This window comes from [Erwinia] mediterraneensis (assembly GCF_900604315.1).
GTDB lineage: Bacteria > Pseudomonadota > Gammaproteobacteria > Enterobacterales > Enterobacteriaceae > Pantoea > Pantoea mediterraneensis_A.
Map to the genome: position 1 here is coordinate 2,078,923 of NZ_LR026978.1, position 23,202 is coordinate 2,102,124.

General features: G+C 59.0%; 18 protein-coding genes. 9 read left to right on the forward strand and 9 right to left on the reverse strand.

What is annotated here, in order from left to right; translation table 11 throughout:
* The first annotated feature begins 10 nt into the window (after positions 1–10).
* Positions 11–1,498, forward strand: a complete 1,488-nt coding sequence (locus E0E17_RS09650) for an FGGY-family carbohydrate kinase (RefSeq protein WP_130833801.1) — start codon at positions 11–13, stop codon at positions 1,496–1,498.
* 5 nt (positions 1,499–1,503) lie between these two features.
* The gene (locus E0E17_RS09655) at positions 1,504–2,532 is read left to right on the forward strand and encodes a 2-hydroxyacid dehydrogenase (protein WP_130833803.1); all 1,029 of its coding nucleotides are present in this window, start codon (positions 1,504–1,506) and stop codon (positions 2,530–2,532) included.
* A 37-nt stretch (positions 2,533–2,569) separates the two neighbouring features.
* Here E0E17_RS09655 and E0E17_RS09660 read toward each other — a convergent pair whose 3' ends face one another.
* The 5 genes from E0E17_RS09660 to E0E17_RS09680 are packed head-to-tail and all read right to left on the reverse strand — an operon-like array spanning position 2,570 to position 8,043.
* Entirely contained in the window at positions 2,570–3,517 is a 948-nt protein-coding gene (locus tag E0E17_RS09660) for a carbohydrate kinase family protein (protein ID WP_130833804.1), read from the reverse strand.
* 11 nt (positions 3,518–3,528) lie between these two features.
* A complete protein-coding gene (locus tag E0E17_RS09665; RefSeq protein WP_130833806.1) occupies positions 3,529–4,530 on the reverse strand; it encodes an ABC transporter permease in 1,002 nt (333 codons plus the stop codon).
* Positions 4,530–5,516 (reverse strand): ABC transporter permease, encoded by a 987-nt coding sequence (locus E0E17_RS09670; protein ID WP_130833808.1) that lies wholly within the window; start codon positions 5,514–5,516, stop codon positions 4,530–4,532. Before E0E17_RS09670 ends, E0E17_RS09665 begins: the two co-directional genes overlap by 1 nt.
* Complete coding sequence (locus tag E0E17_RS09675) at positions 5,513–7,018, reverse strand: sugar ABC transporter ATP-binding protein (protein ID WP_165446258.1); 1,506 nt, start codon at positions 7,016–7,018, stop codon at positions 5,513–5,515. Before E0E17_RS09675 ends, E0E17_RS09670 begins: the two co-directional genes overlap by 4 nt.
* Before the next feature lie 44 nt (positions 7,019–7,062).
* Positions 7,063–8,043 carry a sugar ABC transporter substrate-binding protein gene (locus tag E0E17_RS09680; protein ID WP_130833814.1) on the reverse strand — a complete coding sequence of 327 codons (981 nt, stop codon included), beginning with the start codon at positions 8,041–8,043 and terminating at the stop codon, positions 7,063–7,065.
* Between the two features lie 409 nt (positions 8,044–8,452).
* On the opposite strand from E0E17_RS09680, the gene E0E17_RS09685 reads away from it, so the two are divergent.
* Positions 8,453–10,762, forward strand: coding sequence for a molybdopterin-dependent oxidoreductase (locus tag E0E17_RS09685; RefSeq protein ID WP_130833816.1), 2,310 nt, complete (start codon positions 8,453–8,455; stop codon positions 10,760–10,762).
* A 37-nt stretch (positions 10,763–10,799) separates the two neighbouring features.
* On the opposite strand, the gene E0E17_RS20305 is transcribed toward E0E17_RS09685, so the two are convergent.
* Positions 10,800–11,543, reverse strand: coding sequence for a heavy metal sensor histidine kinase (locus E0E17_RS20305; RefSeq protein WP_237680770.1), 744 nt, complete (start codon positions 11,541–11,543; stop codon positions 10,800–10,802).
* The gene (locus E0E17_RS20310; RefSeq protein WP_237680771.1) at positions 11,482–12,039 is read right to left on the reverse strand and encodes an esterase/lipase family protein; all 558 of its coding nucleotides are present in this window, start codon (positions 12,037–12,039) and stop codon (positions 11,482–11,484) included. The genes E0E17_RS20305 and E0E17_RS20310 overlap by 62 nt, the downstream gene beginning before the upstream one ends.
* Before the next feature lie 437 nt (positions 12,040–12,476).
* On the opposite strand from E0E17_RS20310, the gene E0E17_RS09695 reads away from it, so the two are divergent.
* The 6 genes from E0E17_RS09695 to E0E17_RS09720 all read left to right on the forward strand — a co-directional run bounded on the left by E0E17_RS09695 (position 12,477) and on the right by E0E17_RS09720 (position 21,233).
* Positions 12,477–13,382: an acetamidase/formamidase family protein gene (locus E0E17_RS09695; protein ID WP_130833818.1), complete on the forward strand. Its 906-nt coding sequence runs from the start codon at positions 12,477–12,479 to the stop codon at positions 13,380–13,382.
* 2 nt (positions 13,383–13,384) lie between these two features.
* Positions 13,385–14,728 carry an APC family permease gene (locus E0E17_RS09700; protein ID WP_130833820.1) on the forward strand — a complete coding sequence of 448 codons (1,344 nt, stop codon included), beginning with the start codon at positions 13,385–13,387 and terminating at the stop codon, positions 14,726–14,728.
* A gap of 247 nt (positions 14,729–14,975) precedes the next feature.
* Positions 14,976–15,884 carry a dihydrodipicolinate synthase family protein gene (locus tag E0E17_RS09705; RefSeq protein ID WP_130833822.1) on the forward strand — a complete coding sequence of 303 codons (909 nt, stop codon included), beginning with the start codon at positions 14,976–14,978 and terminating at the stop codon, positions 15,882–15,884.
* Between the two features lie 14 nt (positions 15,885–15,898).
* On the forward strand, positions 15,899–17,866 hold the full coding sequence (locus E0E17_RS09710) for a YjhG/YagF family D-xylonate dehydratase (RefSeq protein ID WP_130833824.1): 1,968 nt from the start codon (positions 15,899–15,901) through the stop codon (positions 17,864–17,866).
* A 355-nt stretch (positions 17,867–18,221) separates the two neighbouring features.
* The gene (locus E0E17_RS09715; RefSeq protein WP_130833826.1) at positions 18,222–19,601 is read left to right on the forward strand and encodes a glycoside-pentoside-hexuronide (GPH):cation symporter; all 1,380 of its coding nucleotides are present in this window, start codon (positions 18,222–18,224) and stop codon (positions 19,599–19,601) included.
* Positions 19,602–19,613: 12 nt separating this feature from the next.
* Entirely contained in the window at positions 19,614–21,233 is a 1,620-nt protein-coding gene (locus E0E17_RS09720; RefSeq protein ID WP_130833828.1) for a glycoside hydrolase family 43 protein, read from the forward strand.
* A 15-nt stretch (positions 21,234–21,248) separates the two neighbouring features.
* Here the strand turns inward: E0E17_RS09720 and E0E17_RS09725 are convergent, their stop codons facing one another.
* Together E0E17_RS09725 and E0E17_RS09730 are read right to left on the reverse strand one after the other, a co-directional pair.
* Positions 21,249–22,013: an IclR family transcriptional regulator gene (locus E0E17_RS09725; protein WP_130833831.1), complete on the reverse strand. Its 765-nt coding sequence runs from the start codon at positions 22,011–22,013 to the stop codon at positions 21,249–21,251.
* A gap of 146 nt (positions 22,014–22,159) precedes the next feature.
* Positions 22,160–23,161 carry a LacI family DNA-binding transcriptional regulator gene (locus tag E0E17_RS09730; protein ID WP_130833833.1) on the reverse strand — a complete coding sequence of 334 codons (1,002 nt, stop codon included), beginning with the start codon at positions 23,159–23,161 and terminating at the stop codon, positions 22,160–22,162.
* Positions 23,162–23,202 lie beyond the last annotated feature (41 nt).

Genomic DNA, 23,202 nt, shown 5'->3' on the forward strand with positions numbered 1-23,202 from the left:
CGAGCCTGGTATGGACTTTTATCTCGGTATCGATATCGGCACCTCGCGTGTGAAAGCGGTGCTGTTTGATGAACATTTTCAGGCGCACGCCAGCGCGGCGGAGAATACCGCCCCGCAGCTGACGGCCAGTGGCTATGCTGAGCAGGATATGGCGCAGCTGTGGCTGTCAGTGGTGGCGATTCTGCAACAGATCGCCCGCCATCCGGCGCTGCAGCAGGGCCGTTTACGCGCTATCGGTCTGGCCGGGCAGGGGGAAGGGGTATGGCTGAGCGATGCTGATGGCGAGCCGGTCGGGCCGGGTATGCTGTGGAGCGATACCCGCAGCCACGAATTAATGAGCGAGTTACTGGGCCGCCCCGGTTTCGATCGCCGTTTCTTTGACGATACCGGCACTCATCTGCAACCCTGCAATACCAGCATGCAACTCTACTGGCTGCAACGCTATCAGCCGGAGCGCCTGGCAGCGGCGCGCTATCTGTTTTTCGCCAAAGACTGGATTCGCTTTCGCCTCACCGGCGTCGCGGCGCTGGATCTCACCGACGCCAGCACCTCGCTGCTGAACCAGCAGAGCGGTGACTTCTCCGCAGTGGTACTGAACGAAATGGGCCTGGCCGGACTGCAGCACCTGTTTCCGCCGTTGCTGGCACCGGATGCGCAGGCGGGCGCGCTGCGCGAAGAGATTGCGGCCCTGACGGGGCTGCCTGTCGGCACGCCGGTGGCTGCCGGTGCTCTGGATGTATGTAGTGCGGCGCTGGGCTGCGGCGCGGTTAACGATGGCGATATCTACACCATCCTGGGCACCACCTGCTGTACCGGTATCGTCTGCCGCGGTCGTCAGACGGTGAACGAAGGCACCCGCTACGTCACCCATACCGAAGCGGGCAGCTTTATTAACCTTTTTCCGATGCAGGCCGGCACACCGAATATCGACTGGCTGCAGCAGCAGATCTCGCTGGACCCCGATCTCCAGGCGCTGGAACAGCGTATCGCCAGCGTCGAACCGGGCAGTGGCGGGGTGTTCTGGCAGCCCTATCTGAATGGCGAACGCGCGCCGTTCTTTAGCCCGGAGGCGCGCGCCGGCTATTTCGGTATCAGCCAGCACACCACGCGCGCAGAACTGCAACGCGCCGTGTTTGAAGGGCTCGCCTACGCCATCGTCGATTCTCTGCAGGGCTATCCGCAGGGCGGCGAGCTTTACCTCACCGGCGGTGGCGCAGCCTCAGCCACCTGGCTGCAGATTATCGCCGACTGCACAGGCAGAACCGTGGTCGCCAGCGCCTTTAATGAACTCAGTGCGCGCGGCGCGGCAATGCTGGCGGCGCGCAGCGTGGGTGCCCTGAGCGGCTACCCGCAGCTGGAACAGACCCGTTATCAGCCTGATGCCGTAGCGCAGGCCCGTTATGCCACGCTCTACCCGGTTTATCGCCTGCTGCGCGAGCAGATGCTCCCCGTCTGGCAGGCCAGACAGGACGCACTTCAACGTATTTCTCAGGAATAGCACACATGAAAATTGTTTTTACCGCGGAACACACCGGTGACCTGACGGCGTTTCATCAGCTGGGCGAATTGCTGGTAGAGGGCTGGGCGCTGGGCAAACCCAAACTGAGTGCCGATCAGCTGATCACGCTGGCGCACGATGCCGATGTGCTGGTCACCAGCTATGACGATATCACGGAAGCGGTCATCGCCGCCTGTCCCCGGCTGAAGGTGATCGCCTGCACGCGCGCAAACCCGGTTAACATTGATATCAAAGCGGCGCAGGCGCGTGATATTCGTGTGCTGTATACCCCTGGCCGTAATGCAGATGCCGCCGCAGAGTTGACGCTGGGTCTGATGCTGAGCCTTGCGCGCCATATTCCGCAATCTCATGCGGCGTTGAAACGCGGCGAGTTCACCAGTGCAGAGAATGCGTCGCAGGCGACGCAGAGCGGACTGCGCCGCGATGTGGTCTGGGATGTCAGCCCGGAAAGCCCTTATGAAGTGTTTAAAGGCAGCGAGCTGCGTAATAAAACCCTGGGCCTGGTCGGGTACGGCAATATCGGTCGCCGCGTGGCGCGTATCGCCCGGGCATTCGGCATGGCGGTGCTGGTGGTGGATCCCTTTGTTGCCGCCGAAGATATCAACGAGCCGGGCTTACAGAAAACCACGCTCGAGGCGCTGTTCCGCGAGGCCGATATTGTCAGTCTGCATCTGAGCAGCGGTCCGCACAGCGATGGGCTGGTCAACGCGACCTTGCTGAACAGCATGAAGCCAGGCGCGCTGCTGATTAACACCTCGCGCGCTGCGGTTGTTGAGGAAGATGCGCTGATCAATGCGCTGCGTCACGGGCCGCTGGGCGGCGCGGCACTGGATGTTTATCACCGCGAGCCGCTGTGGCGCGACCATCCGTTCGTGACCGAGTTTGATAATGTGATTGTCACGCCGCATATCGCTGGCGCGACGCGCGAGAGTATCGCAAAGCATACGGCGATGATCGCCGCCGATCTGCAGCGCTATGTTGCGGGTGAACCGTTGCTCTATCAGTGGCGTTGAGATGAGAACGCCGCCGCAGAGCGCGGCGGCGGTAATCTTAGCGTGCGGCGCGCTGGGCTGCCATAAACGCCTGAGTGTGATCCCAGTCGACCACGCCCGCGTCTGAGCCCATCCCGGTGGCTACCAGCGCGGCCACTGCCGAAGCCACTTCACATGCCTCTTTGACCGCCAGCCCGCGGGCCAGTGCGGCAATAAAGCCGCCGCAGTAGCTGTCGCCGCAGCCGGTGGTATCCACCGCTGTCACCCGCCAGGGGGCAATATGCTCAACAGCGCCATCGCGGCTCAGCAGCCAGGAGCCGTTTTCGCCATCTTTCAGAATACAGGTGCCAACGCCAAGGTCGAAGAAGAAGCGGGCGATGTCAGCCGGTGTCGTCTGCCCGGAAAGGAAGGCCGCTTCTTCCAGCGAAGGCATAAAGTAATCCACCGATGGCAGCAGCGGGCGCAGCAGATCCAGCGTCTGTGCATGCGGGGCGATTAAGTCGAAGCTGGTGGTCACGCCGCGCGCTTTTGCCGCTGCCAGCAGCCGGGCGCTTTGCCCGTTATCCATCGCCGCCAGCAATCCGGTGCCGCCGTGATGCAGGAAACGGCAGTCGAGAATGCGCTCAAACGCCTCCTCGCTGACAAACAGAGCGTCGGACGCGCCGCGGCAGTGCAGCGCCGGACGTTCGCCGTTGGGGCGGATCGGCAGGATAGTCGCCGAGGTTTCTTTCTCCCGGGTACGCTGAATCAGCGAGCAGTCGATCCCCAGTCGGGCATAGCTGGCGAGAATAAAATCAGCTTTTTCATCTTCGCCCAGGCAGGCGACCGCGGCAGTGCGGATCCCCAGTTTGGCGGCGTTGATATTGGCCCCGGCGGCGGTTCCGGCGGGGTTAAGGCGGATTTGATCGATAAAAGCGACCCCGCCACGCGGCGGGATATCCAGCACCGGGCGTCCGGCAATATCCAGAATAGTCAGGCCGACAAATACGGCGTCGAAAGTGCTCATAAAGGCTCCGTTTAACGATGCGTCTGACGCAGACGCGCCTGCCAGAAGGAGAGGGCCAGTGCTACCACCAGGATGACGCCGACCAGCGCGTCTTTCACCAGGTAGTGCAGCCCCATCAGATTCAGGCCGTTATCAATAATGGCGAGGAACAGCACGCCGCCGAAGGTTCCGGCGACGCTGACGCGTCCCTGGCGGTTAAAGGCGGTGCCGATAAAGACCGCAGCAATGGCGTCCATCAGATAAGCCTGTCCGGCGAGTGGCGTAAACTGGCGCAGGTTGGCGGAAAGGATCACGCCGCCGACAGCGCACAGTGTGGACGCCGCCACCAGCACCCACAGCATGGTCAGACGATCGCGGATACCGGCGATGCGCGCCGCTTCACTGTTCTGACCAATAGCGCGCACATATTTGCCGAACAGGGTGCGCTCGGTGATCAGCCAGGCCGCCAGCCCCAGCGCCAGCGCAATCACCACCGGCGCAGGGATCCCGACGATATCGCCCACCGCCAGGTTGTGATATTCCGCAGCCATACGGCGGTAGGAGATAGAGCCGCCGCCATCGGTATAGATGCGCTCGGCGCTGCTGGCAATAAACCAGGTGCCGAGGGTGGCAAGAAAAGGGCGGATCTGGCAGACGAGGATCAGGAATGCGTTCAGCAGACCGATAATCACCCCGCCCAGCAGGGCGCAACCCACCGCCGCCTGCCACGGCAGATGCCAGGTTTTCAGCGCCACCAGCGCAAAGGCGGCACCGAAATCCAGCGCCACGCCGACGGAAAGATCAATCGCCCCGGCGCTGACAATTAAGGTCATCGCCAGCGCCACAATCAGCAGAATCGCGCTGCCCTGCAGCAGGTTCGCCCAGTTGTCGAAGGTGAGAAAAACCGGATTGGCCCAGCCAAACAGGACGATGGCCAGCAGCGTGATGATGCCGAAGCCTGCCCGTGACAGCCAGGCGAGCGGGCTGCCGCTGGCGGCGCGCGGCGACGGAGTTTTGAACGTCAACTGGCTCATCAGTGGCCTCCTTTATGTCTGACCGCCGAAGCTGCCAGCACCACCAGGATCAGAGTGCCTTTGATCGCACCCATCCAGAAAATATTGACGCCCAGCAGGCCAAGGCCATTGGAGAGCGCGTTTACCAGCACCGCGCCAAGCAGCGCACCCCAGATCGTCACCACGCGGCGGCGCGAGAAGGCGGCACCGATAAAGGTCGCGAGTACCGTTTCCAGCAGCAGCGGCGTTGCGGTGCCGCTGGAGCTGCCGGAGCCCTGGCTGAGCAGCGGTAAAACCGCCAGACCCGCGGCGATGCCTGCCAGCAGCCAGACGATAACGGTCAGACGGCGCACATTCAGTCCGCTCATCTGCGCCATATCGCGGTTGCCGCCCACCGCCTGCAGATGCTGACCAAAACGCGAATGGTGCAGCAGAAACTGAAACAGCAGGAACACTGCCAGCAGATAGAGCAGCGGCCAGGGGATACCGAACAGCTTGTCGTCGCGGAACGCCACCATCAGCGGATCGCTGACGGCGATACGCCGCTGACCAGTGAGCAGATCGGTAAGGCCGGTAAAGGCCACCGAGGTGGAGAGCGTCGCCAGCAACGGTGGCAGACCGGCGATCAGCACCAGCAGGGCGTTAACCGCGCCGCAAATCAGGCAGGCGGCCACCAGCAGCAGCAAGAGCAGCAGCCAGGGTGTCTGCCATTCCGCCATGCCGAGGCTTAACAGCGCGACGCCAAGTACCGCGATGGCGGGCAGCGACAGGTCGATACCGCCGGAGACCACATCATCGCCGCCAACGGCGATCACGCACACCAGCCCGAAGCAGAGGATCGCCAGCGGCACGCTCTGTACCAGCATCATGCTGATATTCTGCCAGCTTAAAAAGTAGGGCGACTGGAGGCTCAGCCAGACCAGCAGCGCAAAAAAGAGAATCAGGGGAAATTTTTCCATCAGCGTCGTCATGCCCGGCAGGGCGCGGCGCGAGATATCTGCACTCATACCTGTTGTTCCTGTCCACCGTTAATCGTCACCAGCAGTGCATCCAGCGTCAGCCCCCGGGTCGGGAGATTCGCCACCAGCTCGCCGCGCCACATCACCAGAATGCGGTCACATAATCCCAGCAGTTCCGGCGCGTCACTGGAGGAGACCAGCACGCCGCGTCCGCGGTCGGCCAGTTCGCGTGTCCGCTGGTAGATATCGCTGCGCGCGCCGATATCGACGCCCAGGGTAGGTTCATCAAGAATAAAGAGGCGCGCATCGGTGCCGAGCCAGCGGGCGAGAATCGCTTTCTGCTGGTTGCCGCCGCTCATAAAGCGCACCGGCAGCTCCGGGCGGCCAGGACGGATAGAGAGTTGTTCGATCCAGTTACGCGCTTTTTCCAGCGCCTGCCCGCGATGTTCCCAGCCGAGGGTGGCGCTGTCCGGCAGCGAGGCAAGGTTAATATTGTCTGCGGCAGAAAAGGGGAGGATCAGTCCCTGATGGCGTCGATCGCGCGGCACCAGCGCCATACCGGCGCGGATGGCCTGATAAGGCGTACGCAGCGTTTTTGCCTCGCCGTCAATGTGGACAGTGCCGCTGCTGGCGCGGCGCAGGCCGTAGAGGAGATCGACCAGCACATCGCGTCCGGCCCCCAGCAGCCCGGCAACGCCGACGATTTCGCCGGGCTGAATATCAAAGGTAATATCGTGCAGCTGCTGACCGTCGCTGAGGTGACGCACAGAGAGCAGCGGCGTGGCGGCATCAACCGCCTGCGCGCTGCTCTGGCGCGGGGTATAAAGCTGTTCGATATCCCGGCCAACCATCATTTTGATCAGCGCGTCGGTATTCTGTAGCAGCGCCCGGTCCGGATAACCCACCACTTCGCCATTACGTAACACGGTGCCGCGATCGCAGAGCGCCGCAATTTCATTAAGGTAATGGGAAATATAGAGAATCGCGATCCCTTGCTCGCGCAGGCGCAGAATAGCTGAGGAGACCAGGCTCGCCTCCTGCGCTTCCAGCGGCGCGGTAGGCTCGTCAAAAACCACCAGCTTTGCCGCGCCGTCAATCAGCGCGCGGGCGATCTGCACCAGCTTGCGCTCCGCCAGGCTGAGATCGCGGATCAGGCGACGTGGATCGATCGTCAGCTGCCAGCTGTCGCGGAAAAACGCCACGGTTGCCGCGTTCATGCGTCGTCTGTCCAGCGCGCCCCAGCGGGTGCGGTACTCCTGACCTAAAAACACCGATTCCGCGACGGTAAAATGGGGGATCAGGTTCAGCTCCTGATGAATAACCCGGATGCCCCGCGCTTCAATAGCGGCGGGGTTGCCGAGCGGCAGCGGTGTACCGTCAAGGGTGGCGCTGCCGCTGTCAGCCTGATAGACGCCAGCGAGAATTTTAATCAGCGTGGATTTTCCCGCGCCGTTCTCACCGATCAGACCGTGAATTTCACCGGGCTTCAGAAGCAGCGTGACCGCATTTAATGCAGTCACGTTGGCAAAGCTTTTGCTGATCTGGTCCATCATCAGACCAGCGGCGGGGTGCGCCCCGCCGGAGGATTGAGTTATCACTGCAGTTCGCCATATCCCAGCTGTTTGTAGACCGCTTCCGCCTCCTGCGCGCCTTTTACCGGCACAACCGGAATAAAGGTTTGCAGCGGGAGTTTCTCTTTAGCGAAGTAGCGGGCGACGTTATCAGCAGAGGTCTGACCGATCAGGCGCGGTTGCTGGGCGACGTTGGCCACAAACGGGCTGCCCGGCTCGGCCATGATCTCCAGCGTTTCCGGGCCTGCATCGATAGCCGTAACCTTCACATCTTTATCGCGTCCGGTCTCTTCCAGCGCCTGTACGATGCCGATAGCGGGCTGATCCCAGCAGGCGACGTGGATGGCATCAAGCTTGCCTTTTGGATACTGGCTCAGGAGTTCCAGTGTTTTCTTGCGTGCATCTTCCGGTGAGTTAGCAAACTGTTCCGCCAGTTCCGGCTGGATGATATGAATATCCGGATAATCTTTCAGGACATATTTCCACTGATCGTAACGAATGCCGCAAATACGCAGCGCGCTGGAGAAAGCGTTAAATACCGCCACGTTACCTTTACCGCCTAATTCATCGGCCATGTAACGCCCGATGGTTGAGCCCAGGGTATAGTTATCGGAAGTGGTATTATTCACTGAGTAGGTGGATACGTGATCGACGGTAAATACCGGGATGCCCGCATCACGCAACGTTTTAAATTTGGGTTCTACGGCGCTGTCGCCCAGGATGCTAATTACCGCATCAACTTTGCGCGACAATAAAGTGTCGTGATTATTAGCGTGAACCTGATTATCACGTCCGCCATCGACGCCAATTACGGTACCGCCCAGTTTTTCTACCTGTTCGGTCGCGCCTTTATACGCTTCGCGGTCCCAGAAGTGCTGGGTGCCGACAACGGCGATGCCGATGGTTTTCCCCTGAAGAGATAAGGCTTCCGCCGCTGCGGAGCTGACAGAGGCGAGCGAGAACAGACCCAGTGCAATGGGTAATAATTTCTTTTTCTGCGACATTCTTATTATGGTCCTGTGATGGTGTTGACTGCAGGCAGTAGCATGACAATAACCGCTACGTGACCTCAAATACAAAATATCTCTAAGTTATGCCACGAATGTTATATCGCATATTTACATGAAAAAAGTTAATTTTAATCAATGCAAGCTGAAAATATTTCATAACGCAAAGAAATTTTATTCTTTTGCCGTGCAATTTCACGAATAAATTCGCTGCAGATAAATAACGATTGCTGCTTTGTTATTTTTGTTCTGGCTCATTAATGTAGGGTGAACAGGAATAAAAGAAACACTTTATTGCGGTGGAATCCTGACGAGGCAGCAGATTATAGGGCAGGAAAGGTTTTATTTTTGCCGCCTGCGCCACGTAATATAGCCACTTCTGGCGGGTGAGAAGAAAACAGACAACATGAAGAAACAACATAATCTGACGGTGATGCACTGGGGAACCTGGCAGGTCACGACCCGTGACGGCAAGATCGCGGCGGTGACGCCGGTGCCCTGGGATAAACATCCTTCCTGCATTGGTCAGTCGCTTCCCGATGCCGTCACCAGCAAAACGCGTATTCGTCGTCCGGCGGTGCGTGCGGGCTACCTGAAAAACGGCCCGGCATCGCGCGCAGGACGGGGCAAAGAACCCTTTGTGGAGGTGAGCTGGGAGACGGCGCTCGATTTACTTGCCCGCGAACTCAACTCGGTAAAAGCGCGCTGCGGTAACGAAGCGATTTTCGGGGGTTCCTACGGCTGGGCCAGCGCCGGACGTTTTCATCACGCCCAGAGCCAGCTGCACCGTTTTTTGAAAGCCTTCGGTGGTTATACGGCCAGCACCAATACTTACAGCAGCGCGGCGGGAGAGCGCATCCTGCCGCATGTGTTAGGCCCGCTGAGCCCGCTGCATCGTCAGCATACCCACTTCTCCGAGCTGGCGCGCGAATGTCAGCTGTTTGTGGCCATCGGCGGCCTGCCGCTGCGTAACGCCCAGGTCAGCGGCGGCGCGGCCAATGACCATATGCTGAAATACTGGCTGGAGAAGATGGAGGCGCAGGGGACGCGCTTTATCAACATCAGCCCGGTACGCAACGACCTGAGCGCGGTGAAGAGCGCGCAGTGGCTCTCTGTGCGTCCGGGCACCGATACCGCGCTGCTGCTGGCGCTGTGTTATGTATTAATCACCGAGTCTCTCTACGATCATGAGTTTATTGCCAGCCATACGGTGGGGTTTGCCCCCTATCGCGCTTACCTGCTGGGCGAGCGCGACGGCGTGGCAAAAACGCCGGAATGGGCGGCGGCAATAACCGGCATCAGCGCGGCGCACATCAGCGCGCTGGCGCGCGAGATGGCCAGCCAGCGCACCATGGTGAATATTTCCTGGTCGGTGCAGCGCGCGCGCCAGGGAGAACAGGCTTACTGGGCGACGGTGGCGCTTACTGCGCTGCTCGGGCAAATCGGCACCCCCGGCGGCGGCCTGGGGTTCGGCTACGCCTGCACTAACCTGGCAGGCGCGGTGCGCAAAGCCTTTTCCGGTCCGCGTTTTCCCGCCGGGCGCAACGCGGTAAGCAGCGTGATCCCGGTTGCCCGCCTTGCCGATATGCTGCTGCATCCCGGCGAGCCGTATGAGTTTGACGGCCAGCAGTTGCGCTATCCCGATATTCGTCTGGTGTACTGGGCGGGCGGCAACGCGTTTCATCATCATCAGGATATTAACCGGCTGTGCAAAGCCTGGCGGCAGCCGGAAACGGTGGTGGTGCATGAACAGTACTGGACCGCGCAGGCCAAATTCTCCGATATCGTGTTGCCGGTGACCACCTCGCTGGAGCGGGACGATATCGGCAGCGGCGGCCATGATGGGTTTATGATCGCCATGAGCGCGCAGATCCCGCCGGTGGGTGAGGCGCGCGATGATTACGCTATCTTCGGCGATCTGGCGCAACGTCTGGGCTGCAACGAGGAATTCAGCGAGGGACTGGATAGCACGCAGTGGCTGCAGCGCATTTATGAAGAGTCACGTCCGCGAGCGCAGGAAGAGGGTATTACGCTGCCTTCCTTCGATGAGTTCTGGCAGCAGGGCGTTCTCGAATACAGCGCGCCGGAGAAACCGCAGGTGTTTCTGGCCGATTTCCGCGCCGATCCGCAGCGTTATCCGCTCTCAACGCCATCGGGTAAAATTGAACTCTTTTCTGAAACCGTCGCCGCCTTCGGTTACCGTGAATGTCCCGGTCATCCCTGCTGGGACGAGGAGGAGGCAGCATGGCAGCAGGAAGAGGCCGCTCGCTGGCCGCTGCATCTGCTCTCCAGCCAGCCGCGTACCCGTCTGCACAGCCAGTACGATCATGGCAGCGTCAGCCTCGCCAGTAAAATTGCAGGGCGCGAGCCGTTGTGGATGCACCCCCGGGACGCGCAGCCGCGCGGCATCCGTGAAGGCAGCGTGGTAAAGGTATACAACGCGCGCGGAGCTATCCTGGCGGGTGTGCATCTCAGCGAAGATATCCTGCCGGGCGTGGTACAGATGTCTACCGGTGCCTGGTACGATCCGCTGGATACCAGCGAGGAAAAAACCCTGGATAAACACGGCAATCCTAACGTATTAACGGAAGATCGCGGCAGTTCGCGGCTGGGGCAGGGCTGTAGCGCCCAGAGCTGTTGGGTGGAGATCACGCCGTGGCGTGATGCGCTGCCGCCGATCACCGCGTTCGATCCGCCTCCTTTCGTCACGCTGTAAGGACAGCCCGGCGGCGTTCCACCGCCGGGTAAGCCGATTACCTCTGGTCTGAACAGGCGTCAGTTTTCTCTGGCGGAAACAGCAGCCCGAAGGTCGTCACTCCACTACTGCTCTCTACCCAACAGCGACCATGATGCAGCTGCATAATCGAACTGACGATCGATAACCCCAGCCCGCAGCTGTGCGCTGAATCCTTGCGGGAGAGATCGACCCGGTAAAAACGGTCAAAGATCCTTTGCTGATCGTCAGGGGAGATCGTCGGCCCGCGATTGCTCACCCGCACCGCTATTCCCTCCCTTACCGGTTCTGCGACTACCTCAATCTGGCTTTCCGGCTCGGCATAGCGCACCGCATTGGAGAGCAGATTGGCTAACGCGCGACGAAACAACAGCACATCCACCCATCCCGTTCCGCCTCCGCTCACCTTAATCGTGACATTACGCTCCAGCGCGATATCATCGAAATAGTCACAAACGCGCGCGATCTCCTCAGTAATATCAACCCGGACGCGCTGAATTTCCTGATCCGGCTGCTCCGCCTGCGCCAGAAATAACATATTGTCGATCATGCATGATATACGCTGCAGCTCTTCATAGTTGGAGCCCGGCAATCGCTGGTAATACGCATTGTCGCGCGGGGTGCCAGGTGCGACTTCTGTCTGACCCAGCAGCGTGGTGATCGGGGTGCGCAAATCATGCGCCATATCGGCACTCACCTGTTTAATCTGCCGGAAGCCCTGTTCCAGCCTGCCCAGCATGGCGTTGATCTGCGTCACCGGCATCGGCAAAATCATGGATAAAGGCGGACTCGCTCAGCTCGCCATAGCCGTCTGCCTGCCATTTCAGCCCTTTAGAGGCGGGCGCAGGCGGGAATTTTTTCGTCAGCGCAACATAGTCCTCACCGGCATCAGGCGCACGTGCGGCGATATAAACCAGCCCTTTTACTTTCGCATCATCACCTGCCTGACTGATTACCATGCCGCCATACGAGTGAGCCACCAGAATCACCGGGCCATTTTGCTGCGCCAGCGCACGTTTTACGGCAGCGACATCATCCCCAAGGGACGTGGTGGGGTTCTGTACTGCGGTAACATGCAGCCCTTTGGCCTGCAGCAGCGGGATTACTTTATTCCAGCTGGAGCCGTCTGCATACAGACCGTGCACCAGCACAATGTTTTTAACCGGCTCAGCCGCTGGCGTGGTTGCTGCATGGGCAGCAAAGGAGCTTATGCCTGCCAGCGCAAGACCGGTCACTGCAGAGAGATAACGTAATTTCATGATGTGTCCTTAATAATTTCTGTTTGAACCACGGCCAGCGTACAGGACAGGGACCCACAAATTACGGACAGGAAAATGACAAAAAAATGACAAAAGTGAAGGGGCTTTTGCACAAGGGCTGGCTATCATTATCGCTACATACACTGTCATTCCACCCGTGACAAGGCAAAGCGGGAGCCGGGCTTCTGCTGGCTATCGTAATGAAACGAAAAGTGCTTTACATATCTTGACGCAGCCATATTCACTGTCCGAGGATTGTGTCTGCCACCAATACCTGCTAAAAAATTAACGGCGTTTATGTAATGGTTCGCGCTGTGCCCCCTTCAGGTTTTACTGCGTCAATATCAATACCCCCGCCCGTTCTTTATTTTCCCGTTTAATCGGCTCATCAGAAAGCCGGACGGGAGCAACAAACACAACATGATTTCGGAGCAAGTATGACGGTGATACCCCGTACAGAGGTGATCTATGCCATGTCGCGCGACAACGCCCCCGTGGCGTCAGTGGTCAGCGGCAGCGAAGTGGTTTTCCAGACCTGTGACTGTTTTTCCGACCAGATCCACAGCGCCGATGCGGTCTTCAATGAGCTGGACTGGCAGCGCATCAACCCGGCCACCGGCCCGGTGTATGTGGAAGGCGCGCAGCCGGGTGACGTGCTGCGTGTAGAGATCAAGCGCATTGCCCTGACCAGCCACCAGGCGGTGATGGTTACTGCGCCGCAGCTTGGCGTGGTAGGCGATGAGCTGGAAAAACCGCAGATCACCCTCGTCGCGATTGAAAACGACGAAGCGCTGCTGCCGGGCGGCGTGCGCGTGCCGCTCAATCCGATGATTGGCGTAATTGGCGTGGCACCTGCCGGTGAGGCGATCTCCTGCGGTACGCCGGACAGCCACGGCGGCAATATGGACTGCAAAGTGATTGCCGCAGGGGCCACCCTCTATCTGCCGGTGAATGTCGAGGGCGCGCTGTTCGCGCTGGGCGACCTGCATGCGGCGATGGGCGATGGCGAAGTCTCGGTCTGTGGGCTGGAAATTCCCGGTGAAGTGACGGTCACGCTGAGCGTCCTGAAACAACGCCCGCTGCCCACGCCGATGCTGGAAAACAGCGAGGCGATTTATACCCTCGGCTCCGCGCTCACGCTGGATGAGGCCGCCGCGCTGGCTACGCGCAACATGGCGCATTTTATTGTCGCTAACACCGACCTGACGCTCGATCAGGCTATTACCCTGCTGAGCATCGCGGGCGACCTGCAAATCTGTCAGGTGGTCGATCCGCTGAAAACCTGCCGTTACGCGCTGCCGAAAGCGGTCGCTGCACAGCTGAATTTACGCATTGAGGGTTAAAAATGTCGGTTGAACAATTTGGCTATAAGCAGGAGCTGGATCGGGCGTTAACGCTCAAGGACCTGCTGATTTACGGCATGATTTTTATGGTGCCGATTGCGCCCTTTGGTGTGTTTGGTTACGTCTGGGACGGCGCGCAGGGCATGGTGGCGCTGGCATACCTGATCGGCATGGTGGCGATGTTCTTCACTGCCATGAGCTACTGGTCGATGTCCCGCGCCTTTCCGGTCTCCGGCTCGGTGTATGCCTATGCTCAGCGCGGCATTCACCCCACGGTGGGCTTTTTCGCTGGCTGGCTGATTCTGCTCGACTACATTCTGGTGCCTTCGCTGCTCTATATCGTCAGCGCCGCCGCGCTGTCGCCCATCCTGCCCGGCGTGCCTGCCTGGGTATGGATTGTTGGCTTTATTGCGGTGAACAGCATCATCAACCTGCTCGGCATCTCCTTTACCGCCAAAGCCAATAAATACATTCTGGTGGCGGAAATCATCGTGCTGTCGGTGTTTGTGGTGCTGGGCCTGATCGCGCTCTATTCCGGTGAAGGGGCAGGGCACCTGACGCTGAATCCGCTCTACAACGCTGACCATTTCAGCCTGCCGCTGGTGATGGGCGCGGTGTCGATTGCGGTGCTCTCATTCCTCGGCTTTGACGGCATCTCAACGCTGTCGGAAGAGACCAAAGGCGGCGTCAATACCGTGGGTAAAGCGTCACTGGGCGCACTGATGCTGGTGGGCGCGCTGTTTATCCTGCAAACCTGGATTGCGGCTGATCTTGCGCAGGGCATGAACTTTACCAGCCTGGATACCGCCTTCTACGATACGGCAAACCTGGCGGGTGGCGCCTGGCTGAAGCAAGTCACCATCTGGTCAACCGCGCTCTCCTGGGGCATCGCCAACGCGCTGGTGGCGCAGGCGGCGGTCTCGCGCATTCTGTTTGCAATGGCGCGGGATAAACAGCTGCCGAAGCTGCTCGCTAAGGTGCATCCGCGCTTCAGAACGCCCTACGTCAGTACGCTTATCGTGGCGGCGATTTCCGTGGCTTCTGGTCTCTGGTTCAGTGGCAACATTGATAACCTGAGCCGTCTGGTGAACTTCGGGGCGCTGATGGGCTTTTTGCTGCTGCATCTTTCGGTCATCAACCACTACATGCTGCGCAACAAGTCACGCAATCTGCTGCTGCACCTGATTTTCCCGCTGACTGGCTTTTGCATTATCGCCTTTGTGATTTATGAGATGGACAGTCAGGCGAAAATCCTGGGGCTGAGCTGGCTGGCAATAGGCGTGGTGTACTATCTGGTGATGCGTTATACCCTGAAACGCGACGTCTCTCTGGATCTCGATAGCTAAACCTTCCTGTCAGGGTCCCGCTCTCAGGCGGGACCCTCTGTTCGGCTCAGCGCAGCGATGAATCTTCAGGAAGATTCGCCGCGACAGCTCAGGCGTCTGATCCGGCCATTCTGTGATCTACCTTAAAAAACCGACACCACTTCCCGAAACCTGATTTACCTTATCTTTCCTTGCGGCATAGTATGGCAATTAAATTAACGAACGCTGTTCTATAATGTAGAACAAAATGCACCCGCAAGGAGATCTCATGCAGCATACCGTGCAGTTTTCAGGGATTATTCCGCCTGTTTCCACCATTTTTACCGCCGAGGGCGGACTCGATAAAAACGGCACCGCCGCGCTGATTGACGACCTGATCACGGCGGGCGTTGATGGTCTGTTTTTTCTCGGCAGCGGTGGGGAGTTCTCACAGCTCAGCGTTGAGGAGCGCAAAGCGATCGCCGCTTTTGCTATCGATCATGTCGCTGGTCGCGTGCCGGTCCTGATCGGCACTGGCGGCACCAATGCGCGGGAAACTATCGCGCTGAGTCAGCACGCCGCGCAGGCGGGCGCGGATGGCCTGGTGGTGATTAACCCCTACTACTGGAAAGTCTCTGAGCAGAACCTGATTCGTTACTATCAGCAGGTAGCGGGCAGCGTAGACCTGCCTGTCCTGCTGTATAACTTCCCGGCGCTGACCGGGCAGGATCTGAGCCCGGCGCTGGTAAAAACCCTGGTGGAAGCGTGCCCGAACATCGTCGGGATTAAAGACACCATCGACTCCGTGGCCCATCTGCGCAGCATGATCCACACGGTGAAAGCGGCGCATCCACACTTTTCCGTGCTGTGCGGTTTTGACGATCACCTGTTCAATACGCTGCTTTTAGGCGGCGACGGGGTGATCTCCGCCAGCAGCAATTTCGCGCCACAGCTTTCGGTACGGCTGCTGCAGGCGTACCGTGATGGCGATCTGGCGCAGGCGGCCCATTATCATCAGACCCTGCTGCAAATCCCGCAGATCTATCAGCTGGACACGCCCTTCGTTAATGTGATTAAAGAGGCGATTGTGCTGTGCGGACGGCCGCTCTCAACACATGTGTTGCCGCCCGCCGGGCCGCTTGATGATGCACGCAAAGCGCAGTTGAAAGCGCTGCTGCAACAACTGAAGCTCTGCTGAGCCGGAAGGGTAACATGGCGATTGAAAAAATTTTTCCTCCTCAGGACGAGGCATTTTATGCGGTGATCACCCATGCCGCCGGACCGCAGGGAGCGCTGCCGCTGACGCCGCAAATGCTGATGGAGTCACCCAGCGGCAACCTGTTCGGCATGACGCAAAACGCCGGGATGGGCTGGGATGCCAGCAAACTCACCGGTAAAGAGGTGCTGATTATCGGCACCCAGGGCGGCATACGCGCGGGCGACGGGCGGCCAATTGCTCTTGGCTACCACACCGGACACTGGGAGATCGGTCTGCAGATGCAGGCGGCGGCGAAAGAGATTACGCGTCATGGCGGCATCCCCTTTGCGGCTTATGTCAGTGACCCGTGCGATGGACGCTCGCAGGGCACGCACGGCATGTTTGATTCGCTGCCATACCGGAACGATGCGGCCATGGTGTTTCGTCGTCTGATCCGTTCGCTGCCCACGCGGCGCGCCGTGATTGGCGTTGCCACCTGCGACAAAGGCCTGCCCGCCACCCTGATTGCGCTGGCATCAATGCATCAGTTGCCGACCATTCTGGTGCCGGGCGGCGCGACGCTGCCGCCGACCTTTGGTGAAGATGCCGGCAAGGTGCAGACCATTGGCGCGCGCTATGCCAACCACGAGCTCTCGCTACAGGAAGCCGCCGAGCTTGGCTGTCGCGCCTGCGCCACGCCGGGCGGCGGCTGTCAGTTCCTGGGCACGGCAGGCACCGCGCAGGTGGTGGCCGAAGCACTCGGTCTGGCGCTGCCGCATTCAGCGCTGGCTCCTTCAGGGCAGGCGGTGTGGCTGGAGATCGCGCGTCAGTCGGCGCGTGCCGTTATCGAGCTGGATAACCGTGCGATCACCACGCGCGATATTCTTACGGATAAAGCGATCGAGAACGCGATGGTACTGCACGCCGCGTTCGGTGGCTCCACCAATCTGCTGCTGCATATTCCGGCCATCGCCCATGCGGCGGGCTGCACTATTCCTGACGTCGCACACTGGACGCGCATCAACCGCAAGGTGCCGCGCCTGGTCAGCGTCCTGCCCAACGGGCCGGACTATCATCCTACCGTGCGCGCCTTCCTTGCGGGCGGCGTGCCGGAAGTGATGCTGCACCTGCGCGATCTGGGGCTGCTGCATGAGGATGTCATGACGGTCACCGGCCAGACGCTGGGTGAGAACCTCGACTGGTGGCGTGCCTCAGAGCGACGCGAGAAATTCCGTCAGTGCCTGCGTGAGCAGGATGGCGTGGATCCTGATGATGTGATCCTGCCGCCAGCGCGCGCCACGGCCAGAGGGCTGACCTCAACCGTCTCCTTCCCGACCGGCAATATCGCGCCGGACGGCTCGGTGATCAAAGCCACCGCCATCGATCCCTCAGTGGTGGATGTTGATGGCGTCTACCGTCATACCGGGCGGGCGCGGGTGTTTGTTTCCGAAGCGCGCGCCATCCGGGCGATCAAAAGCGGTGAGATTGAGCAGGGCGACATTATGGTGGTGATGGGCGGCGGGCCGTCCGGCACCGGCATGGAGGAGACCTATCAGCTCACGTCGGCGCTGAAGCATGTCTCCTGGGGCAAAACGGTATCGCTGATCACCGATGCGCGTTTCTCCGGCGTCTCCACCGGGGCCTGTCTCGGCCATGTGGCGCCGGAAGCGCTGGCGGGCGGGCCGATCGGCAAACTGCGTGATGATGATGTTATTGAGATCATCATCGACCGCCTCTCGTTAACCGGCAGCGTTAACTTTATCGGTACGGCGCAGCAGCGGCTGACGCCGGAGGAGGGGGCTGCATTACTGGCGGCCAGGGAGCCGCATCCTGAACTGCATGCCCATGACTGTTTGCCAGATGATACCCGTCTGTGGGCGGCGCTACAGGCGGTCAGTGGCGGTACCTGGAAAGGGTGTATTTATGATACGGATAAAATTATAGAAGTGATTAACGCCGGGAAGAAAGCGCTCGGTATGTAAATAAATCAGGCGATCAATGCCGTCTGTGGAAAATATTCCACGGGCGGCTTTCGCCTGCGCGAAATAAAAATTTATTACAACAGAGAGTTAATTTAAATGTCATGGAAACCAGTTGGTTAAATTATCGCGTTTGCGCTCAATTATAACGACGGCAGTCACAGAAACTAAAAAACATAATTCACAAAGAAAAAATGACCATTGTCGTAAAATTCACCAGCTCCTTACACTCGAATAACACAAATCGTGAATTAAGCATACGCATCATGGGTGTTTTCCTGACGACGTACCGCCAGACGTTTTCACTTTTCAGGTCCCTGACGTTTGCACCATTCCATCTCTGGGGTTGGGGGTAAATATGCAATTAACCATGAAAGATAAAATCGGCTACGGACTGGGCGATACCGCCTGTGGTTTTGTCTGGCAGGCGACAATGTTTCTGCTGGCCTATTTCTACACTGATGTTTTTGGCTTATCCGCTGGCATTATGGGCACCTTGTTTCTGATCTCCCGCGTGCTGGACGCCGTCACCGACCCGCTGATGGGGCTGCTGGTGGACCGCACCCGTACCCGCCACGGCCAGTTCCGCCCGTTCCTGCTGTGGGGCGCAATTCCCTTTGGCATTGTCTGCGTACTGACCTTTTACACACCCGATTTTTCCGCGCAGGGCAAAATCATCTATGCCTGCGTGACCTACATTCTGCTGACGCTGGTCTACACCTTTGTTAACGTGCCTTACTGCGCGATGCCTGGCGTGCTCACCGAGAACCCGAAAGAGCGTCATGCCCTGCAGTCGTGGCGCTTTTTCCTCGCCGCCGCCGGATCGCTGGCGATCAGCGGCATTGCGCTGCCGCTGGTGCATATTATCGGTAAAGGCAATGAGCAGGTGGGCTACTTTGGCGCGATGTGCGTGCTCGGGCTGAGCGGTGTGGTGCTGCTCTACATCTGCTTTTTTAACACCAAAGAGCGCTATACCTTTCAGGTGCAGCCAGGTTCCTCAGTGGCGAAAGATTTCCGCCTGCTGCTCGGCAATACCCAGTGGCGCATTATGTGCGCTTTCAAAATGATGGCAACCTGTTCCACAGTGGTACGCGGCGGGGCGACGCTCTATTTCGTCAAGTACGTGATGGATCACCCGGAACTGGCGACGCAGTTTCTGTTTTACGGCAGCATTGCCACCATGTTCGGCTCGCTGGCCTCATCACGTCTGTTAGGCCGTTTTGACCGCGTGAAGGCGTTTAAGTGGATTATCGGCATTTACTCGCTGATCAGCCTGCTGATTTTCGTCACGCCCGCCGAGCATATCGCGCTGATTTTTGCTCTCAACATCCTGTTCCTGTTTATCTTTAACACCACTACGCCGCTGCAGTGGCTGATGGCTTCTGACGTGGTCGATTACGAAGAGAGCCGTAGCGGCCGCCGTCTCGACGGTCTGGTGTTCTCCACCTATCTCTTCAGCCTGAAGATGGGCCTGGCGATTGGCGGTGCCATCGTGGGCTGGATCCTCGCCTTTGTGAATTACTCCGGCAGCAACAGCGTGCAGCCGGTTGAGGTGCTCAGCACCATCAAAATTCTGTTCTGCGTCGTGCCGGTGGTGCTCTATGTCGGCATGTTCATCATGCTCTCGCTTTACAAGCTCACTGATGCCCGTGTAGAGGCCATCAGCCAGCAGTTACGTAAAGAACGCACCCCGCAGGATGAAGCGATTCCTGCTGCCGTGACCGCGCCATCTAACTAACAAGGAGGCAATATGTACACTATTACGAACCCGATTCTGACCGGCTTTAACCCCGATCCATCCATGTGCCGTCAGGGCGAGGATTACTACATTGCGACCTCCACCTTTGAGTGGTTTCCGGGTGTGCGCATTTATCACTCGCGGGATTTGAAAAACTGGTCGCTGGTCAGTACGCCGCTGGACCGCGTATCGCAGCTGGATATGAAGGGCAACCCCGATTCCGGCGGCATCTGGGCGCCCTGTCTGAGCTATGCCGACGGGCTGTTCTGGCTGGTCTATACCGACGTGAAAGTGGTCGATTCACCGTGGAAAAATGGTCGTAACTACCTGGTTACCGCACCTTCGGTGGAAGGCCCGTGGAGCGAGCCGATCCCGATGGGCAACGGCGGCTTTGATCCCTCGCTGTTTCACGACAGCGACGGGCGTAAATATTACATCTATCGCCCGTGGGGACCACGTCATCACAGCGATCCGCACAGCACTATCGTCCTGCAGGAGTATTTCCCGGAGACGCAAACGCTGTCGAAAGAACGCAAAACCCTGTTTACCGGCACGGCGCTGCGCTACACCGAAGGGGCGCACATCTACCGTAAAGATGGCTGGTACTATCTGATGGTGGCGGAGGGAGGCACCGGCTATGAACATGCGGTGGTGGTGCTGCGGTCGAAAACCATCGACGGGCCTTACGAGCTACACCCGGAAGTCACCCTGATGACCAGCTGGCATTTGCCGGAAAACCCGTTGCAGAAAAGCGGTCATGGCTCGCTGCTGGAGACGCATACTGGTGAATGGTATATGGCTTACCTCACCAGCCGTCCGCTGCGTTTGCCGGGGGTGCCGTTGCTGGCCAAAGGTGGACGCGGCTACTGCCCGCTGGGGCGGGAAACCGGTATTGCCCGCATCAGCTGGCGCGACGGCTGGCCCTGGGTGGAAGGTGGCAAACACGCGCAGCTGAGCGTGCCGGGTCCGCAGATGAGCGAGACGCACAGCGCGCCGCAGGCGAACTGGCGTGACGACTTTAACGCCGCCACGCTCGATGCTGAACTACAGACGCTGCGTATTCCCTTTGACGATACCCTGGGATCGCTTACTGCCCGTCCCGGCTTTTTGCGCCTGTACGGCAATGATTCGCTGAACTCGACCTTTACCCAGTCGACGGTAGCGCGTCGCTGGCAGCATTTCACCTTCCAGGCCGAAACCTGTATGCAGTTCGCACCGCAGCACTTTCAGCAGAGCGCGGGGCTGACCTGCTACTACAACAGCAAAAACTGGAGTTACTGCTTTGTAGATTATGAAGAGGGGCGGGGCAGAACCCTGAAAGTGCTGCAGCTGGATCACAACGTTCCCGCCTGGCCGCTGCATGAAAATCCGATTCCGGTGCCGGACGAGGCGCAGAACATCTGGTTGCGGGTCGAGGTGGATAAGCTGGTCTATCGCTACAGCTATTCGTTTGACGGCAAACAGTGGCACAGCGTGCCGGTCACCTTTGAGGCGTGGAAACTGTCCGATGATTATATCGCGGGCAGAGGTTACTTCACCGGCGCCTTTGTTGGCCTGCATTGCGAAGATATCAGTGGCGACGGCTGCCACGCCGACTTTGATTATCTCAGCTATCAACCGGCCACGGAGTAACGGCGTGACGCTGGGTTATCCGCGCCCCGGATAACCCAGCGCCCGGGAGAGCTGCAGCCCCGCTTCCTGCAGCTGCAACCGGTATTGCGTCAGCGCATCGTCATCCACGCGCGAGGTTAAGGTCGACAGACTCAGCGCCGCCACGACCCGCGATTCATGGTTCCATACCGGCACGGCCACACAGCGTACCCCCTGTTCGTTTTCTTCGCTGTCGAGGGCGTAGCCCTGCGCGCGGGTTTGCGTCAGTGCAGCCTGCAGCGCCGGGCGTGAGGTCAGGGTCGCGGCGGTAAAGGCGGTGTAGTGATAGCCCTCCAGCAGGGCATCCAGCTCGCTGGCGCTCAGCCAGGCGATCAAGACTTTGCCGATCGCCGTGGCGTGCACCGGCAGGCGACGGCCAATGCGCGAATAGGCGATAGCAGCGAGTTTGCCTTCAATTTTTTCGATATAGACGCCTTCGCGTCCGTCGAGGATACCCAGATGGGTGGTCTGCCCGGTACGCTGCGACAGCTCGGTCAGCCAGCCTTTCGCCGTCTGGCGGATATCTATCGATCCCACCACAAAATGGCCGCGCTCCACCAGCTTCAGGCCGAGGCGATATTTGCCGTTCTCCGGGTTTTGATCGATGTAGCCATGCAGCTGCAGGGTTTTGAGCAGGGAGTGAAGGGTGCTTTTGCTCAGGCCCATCTGTTTACTGATGTCAGTGATCTTCAGCTCCTTCGCCTGATCGTTAAACAGGTCGAGGATCTGTAAGGCACGTTCAACAGATTGAATAAGAGGCATAATAGAAGACCGTCTGTACTGGAGCGCAGGCGGCAACGTACCTGCTTCAGGCTGAAAAATCAATCAGCTGACTGAGGTTTAACCCGGATATGGAAGCTGGCTTCCATATCCGCCTGCTGACGAGGCGATTCCTGCGCGATGCGATCTCAGGGGATCATTTTGCCGCGTACGATGACTTTTCCGGGCTTGCTGTCGGGATCGCTGACGCGACGGATCGCCAGATTAAGCGCCTGCCAGGCGATCTCCTGCAAATCATGGGAGACACAGGGAAAGTGAAAGCCGTAGATCCCGGCGTGCGACACTTCATCGATGCTGAACAGGGAAACCTGTTTCATCAGCTGCAGCTTGTGTTCAATACAGGCTTTGACAATTCCCAGGGAAATCTGGTTATTACAGCCGACAAAGAAATCGGGCGCGCGATGGCTGGTGAGCCAGCGGCTGGTTTCCTGCCAGGCAATATCCATAAAGAAGTCGGCATGCAGCACTTCAAAGGAGTCGATCCTGCCCTGCAGCGCCGCCTGCAAACCGGTCACCCTTTCACGAGCAACGTTGGAGTTCTCCGGCCCGGACACCACCACCACGCGCTGCGCGTTTTGCTCCAGCAGCCAGCGTCCGGCCTGTAAGCCACAGTCGAGGTTATCGATATAGACACCGCTGCAGTTCTGCGCATCCAGTTCACGGTCCACCAGTACCACCGGGATGCCGAGTGTCTCCAGCCGACTGAGATAATCCGGATAATAGTGATGGTCGTTGGAGATCACCGACAGAATAATGGCATCGACATTATAGCCAATCAGTTTGTCGATAATGCGGTCTTCCGTCTCCTGCGATTCATAGGAGTCGAACACCAGCGTATCGTAGCCCAGCTTTTGCGCTTCCAGCGTCATCAGACGCGTCAGGCCGCCAAAAAACGGGTTCGCCATATCGGGATTGACGATACCGATAGTCTTGCTGGTTTTCGCCCGTAAATTACGGGCGGCGGTGTTGACCACATAGCCTAACTGCGCTGCCGTCTCGCGGATGCGTTGCAGGGTTTCCGGATGGACTTTTTCCGGCTGCGAAAACGCCCGCGAGGCGGTGATTTTACTGACGTTCGCTTGCGCAGCAACGCTGGCCAGCGTTGCCTTCCGTCCCCGTCCCACTGACAAGTGCAGCTCCTTGGTTAAAACGTATCATTTTGTATCATTCC

What these genes read in the sequence shown, in the direction of transcription:
- E0E17_RS20305 (WP_237680770.1), bottom strand. Translation starts at nt 11,543, where the DNA reads ATGCCGGTGACGCAGATCAACGCCATGCTGGGCAGGCTGGAACAGGGC.
- E0E17_RS09675 (WP_165446258.1), bottom strand. Translation starts at nt 7,018, where the DNA reads ATGGACCAGATCAGCAAAAGCTTTGCCAACGTGACTGCATTAAATGCG.
- E0E17_RS09700 (WP_130833820.1), top strand. Translation starts at nt 13,385, where the DNA reads ATGTCGGTTGAACAATTTGGCTATAAGCAGGAGCTGGATCGGGCGTTA.
- E0E17_RS20310 (WP_237680771.1), bottom strand. Translation starts at nt 12,039, where the DNA reads ATGAAATTACGTTATCTCTCTGCAGTGACCGGTCTTGCGCTGGCAGGC.
- E0E17_RS09705 (WP_130833822.1), top strand. Translation starts at nt 14,976, where the DNA reads ATGCAGCATACCGTGCAGTTTTCAGGGATTATTCCGCCTGTTTCCACC.
- E0E17_RS09720 (WP_130833828.1), top strand. Translation starts at nt 19,614, where the DNA reads ATGTACACTATTACGAACCCGATTCTGACCGGCTTTAACCCCGATCCA.
- E0E17_RS09680 (WP_130833814.1), bottom strand. Translation starts at nt 8,043, where the DNA reads ATGTCGCAGAAAAAGAAATTATTACCCATTGCACTGGGTCTGTTCTCG.
- E0E17_RS09665 (WP_130833806.1), bottom strand. Translation starts at nt 4,530, where the DNA reads ATGAGCCAGTTGACGTTCAAAACTCCGTCGCCGCGCGCCGCCAGCGGC.
- E0E17_RS09695 (WP_130833818.1), top strand. Translation starts at nt 12,477, where the DNA reads ATGACGGTGATACCCCGTACAGAGGTGATCTATGCCATGTCGCGCGAC.
- E0E17_RS09655 (WP_130833803.1), top strand. Translation starts at nt 1,504, where the DNA reads ATGAAAATTGTTTTTACCGCGGAACACACCGGTGACCTGACGGCGTTT.
- E0E17_RS09725 (WP_130833831.1), bottom strand. Translation starts at nt 22,013, where the DNA reads ATGCCTCTTATTCAATCTGTTGAACGTGCCTTACAGATCCTCGACCTG.
- E0E17_RS09650 (WP_130833801.1), top strand. Translation starts at nt 11, where the DNA reads ATGGACTTTTATCTCGGTATCGATATCGGCACCTCGCGTGTGAAAGCG.
- E0E17_RS09710 (WP_130833824.1), top strand. Translation starts at nt 15,899, where the DNA reads ATGGCGATTGAAAAAATTTTTCCTCCTCAGGACGAGGCATTTTATGCG.
- E0E17_RS09715 (WP_130833826.1), top strand. Translation starts at nt 18,222, where the DNA reads ATGCAATTAACCATGAAAGATAAAATCGGCTACGGACTGGGCGATACC.
- E0E17_RS09660 (WP_130833804.1), bottom strand. Translation starts at nt 3,517, where the DNA reads ATGAGCACTTTCGACGCCGTATTTGTCGGCCTGACTATTCTGGATATT.
- E0E17_RS09670 (WP_130833808.1), bottom strand. Translation starts at nt 5,516, where the DNA reads ATGAGTGCAGATATCTCGCGCCGCGCCCTGCCGGGCATGACGACGCTG.
- E0E17_RS09685 (WP_130833816.1), top strand. Translation starts at nt 8,453, where the DNA reads ATGAAGAAACAACATAATCTGACGGTGATGCACTGGGGAACCTGGCAG.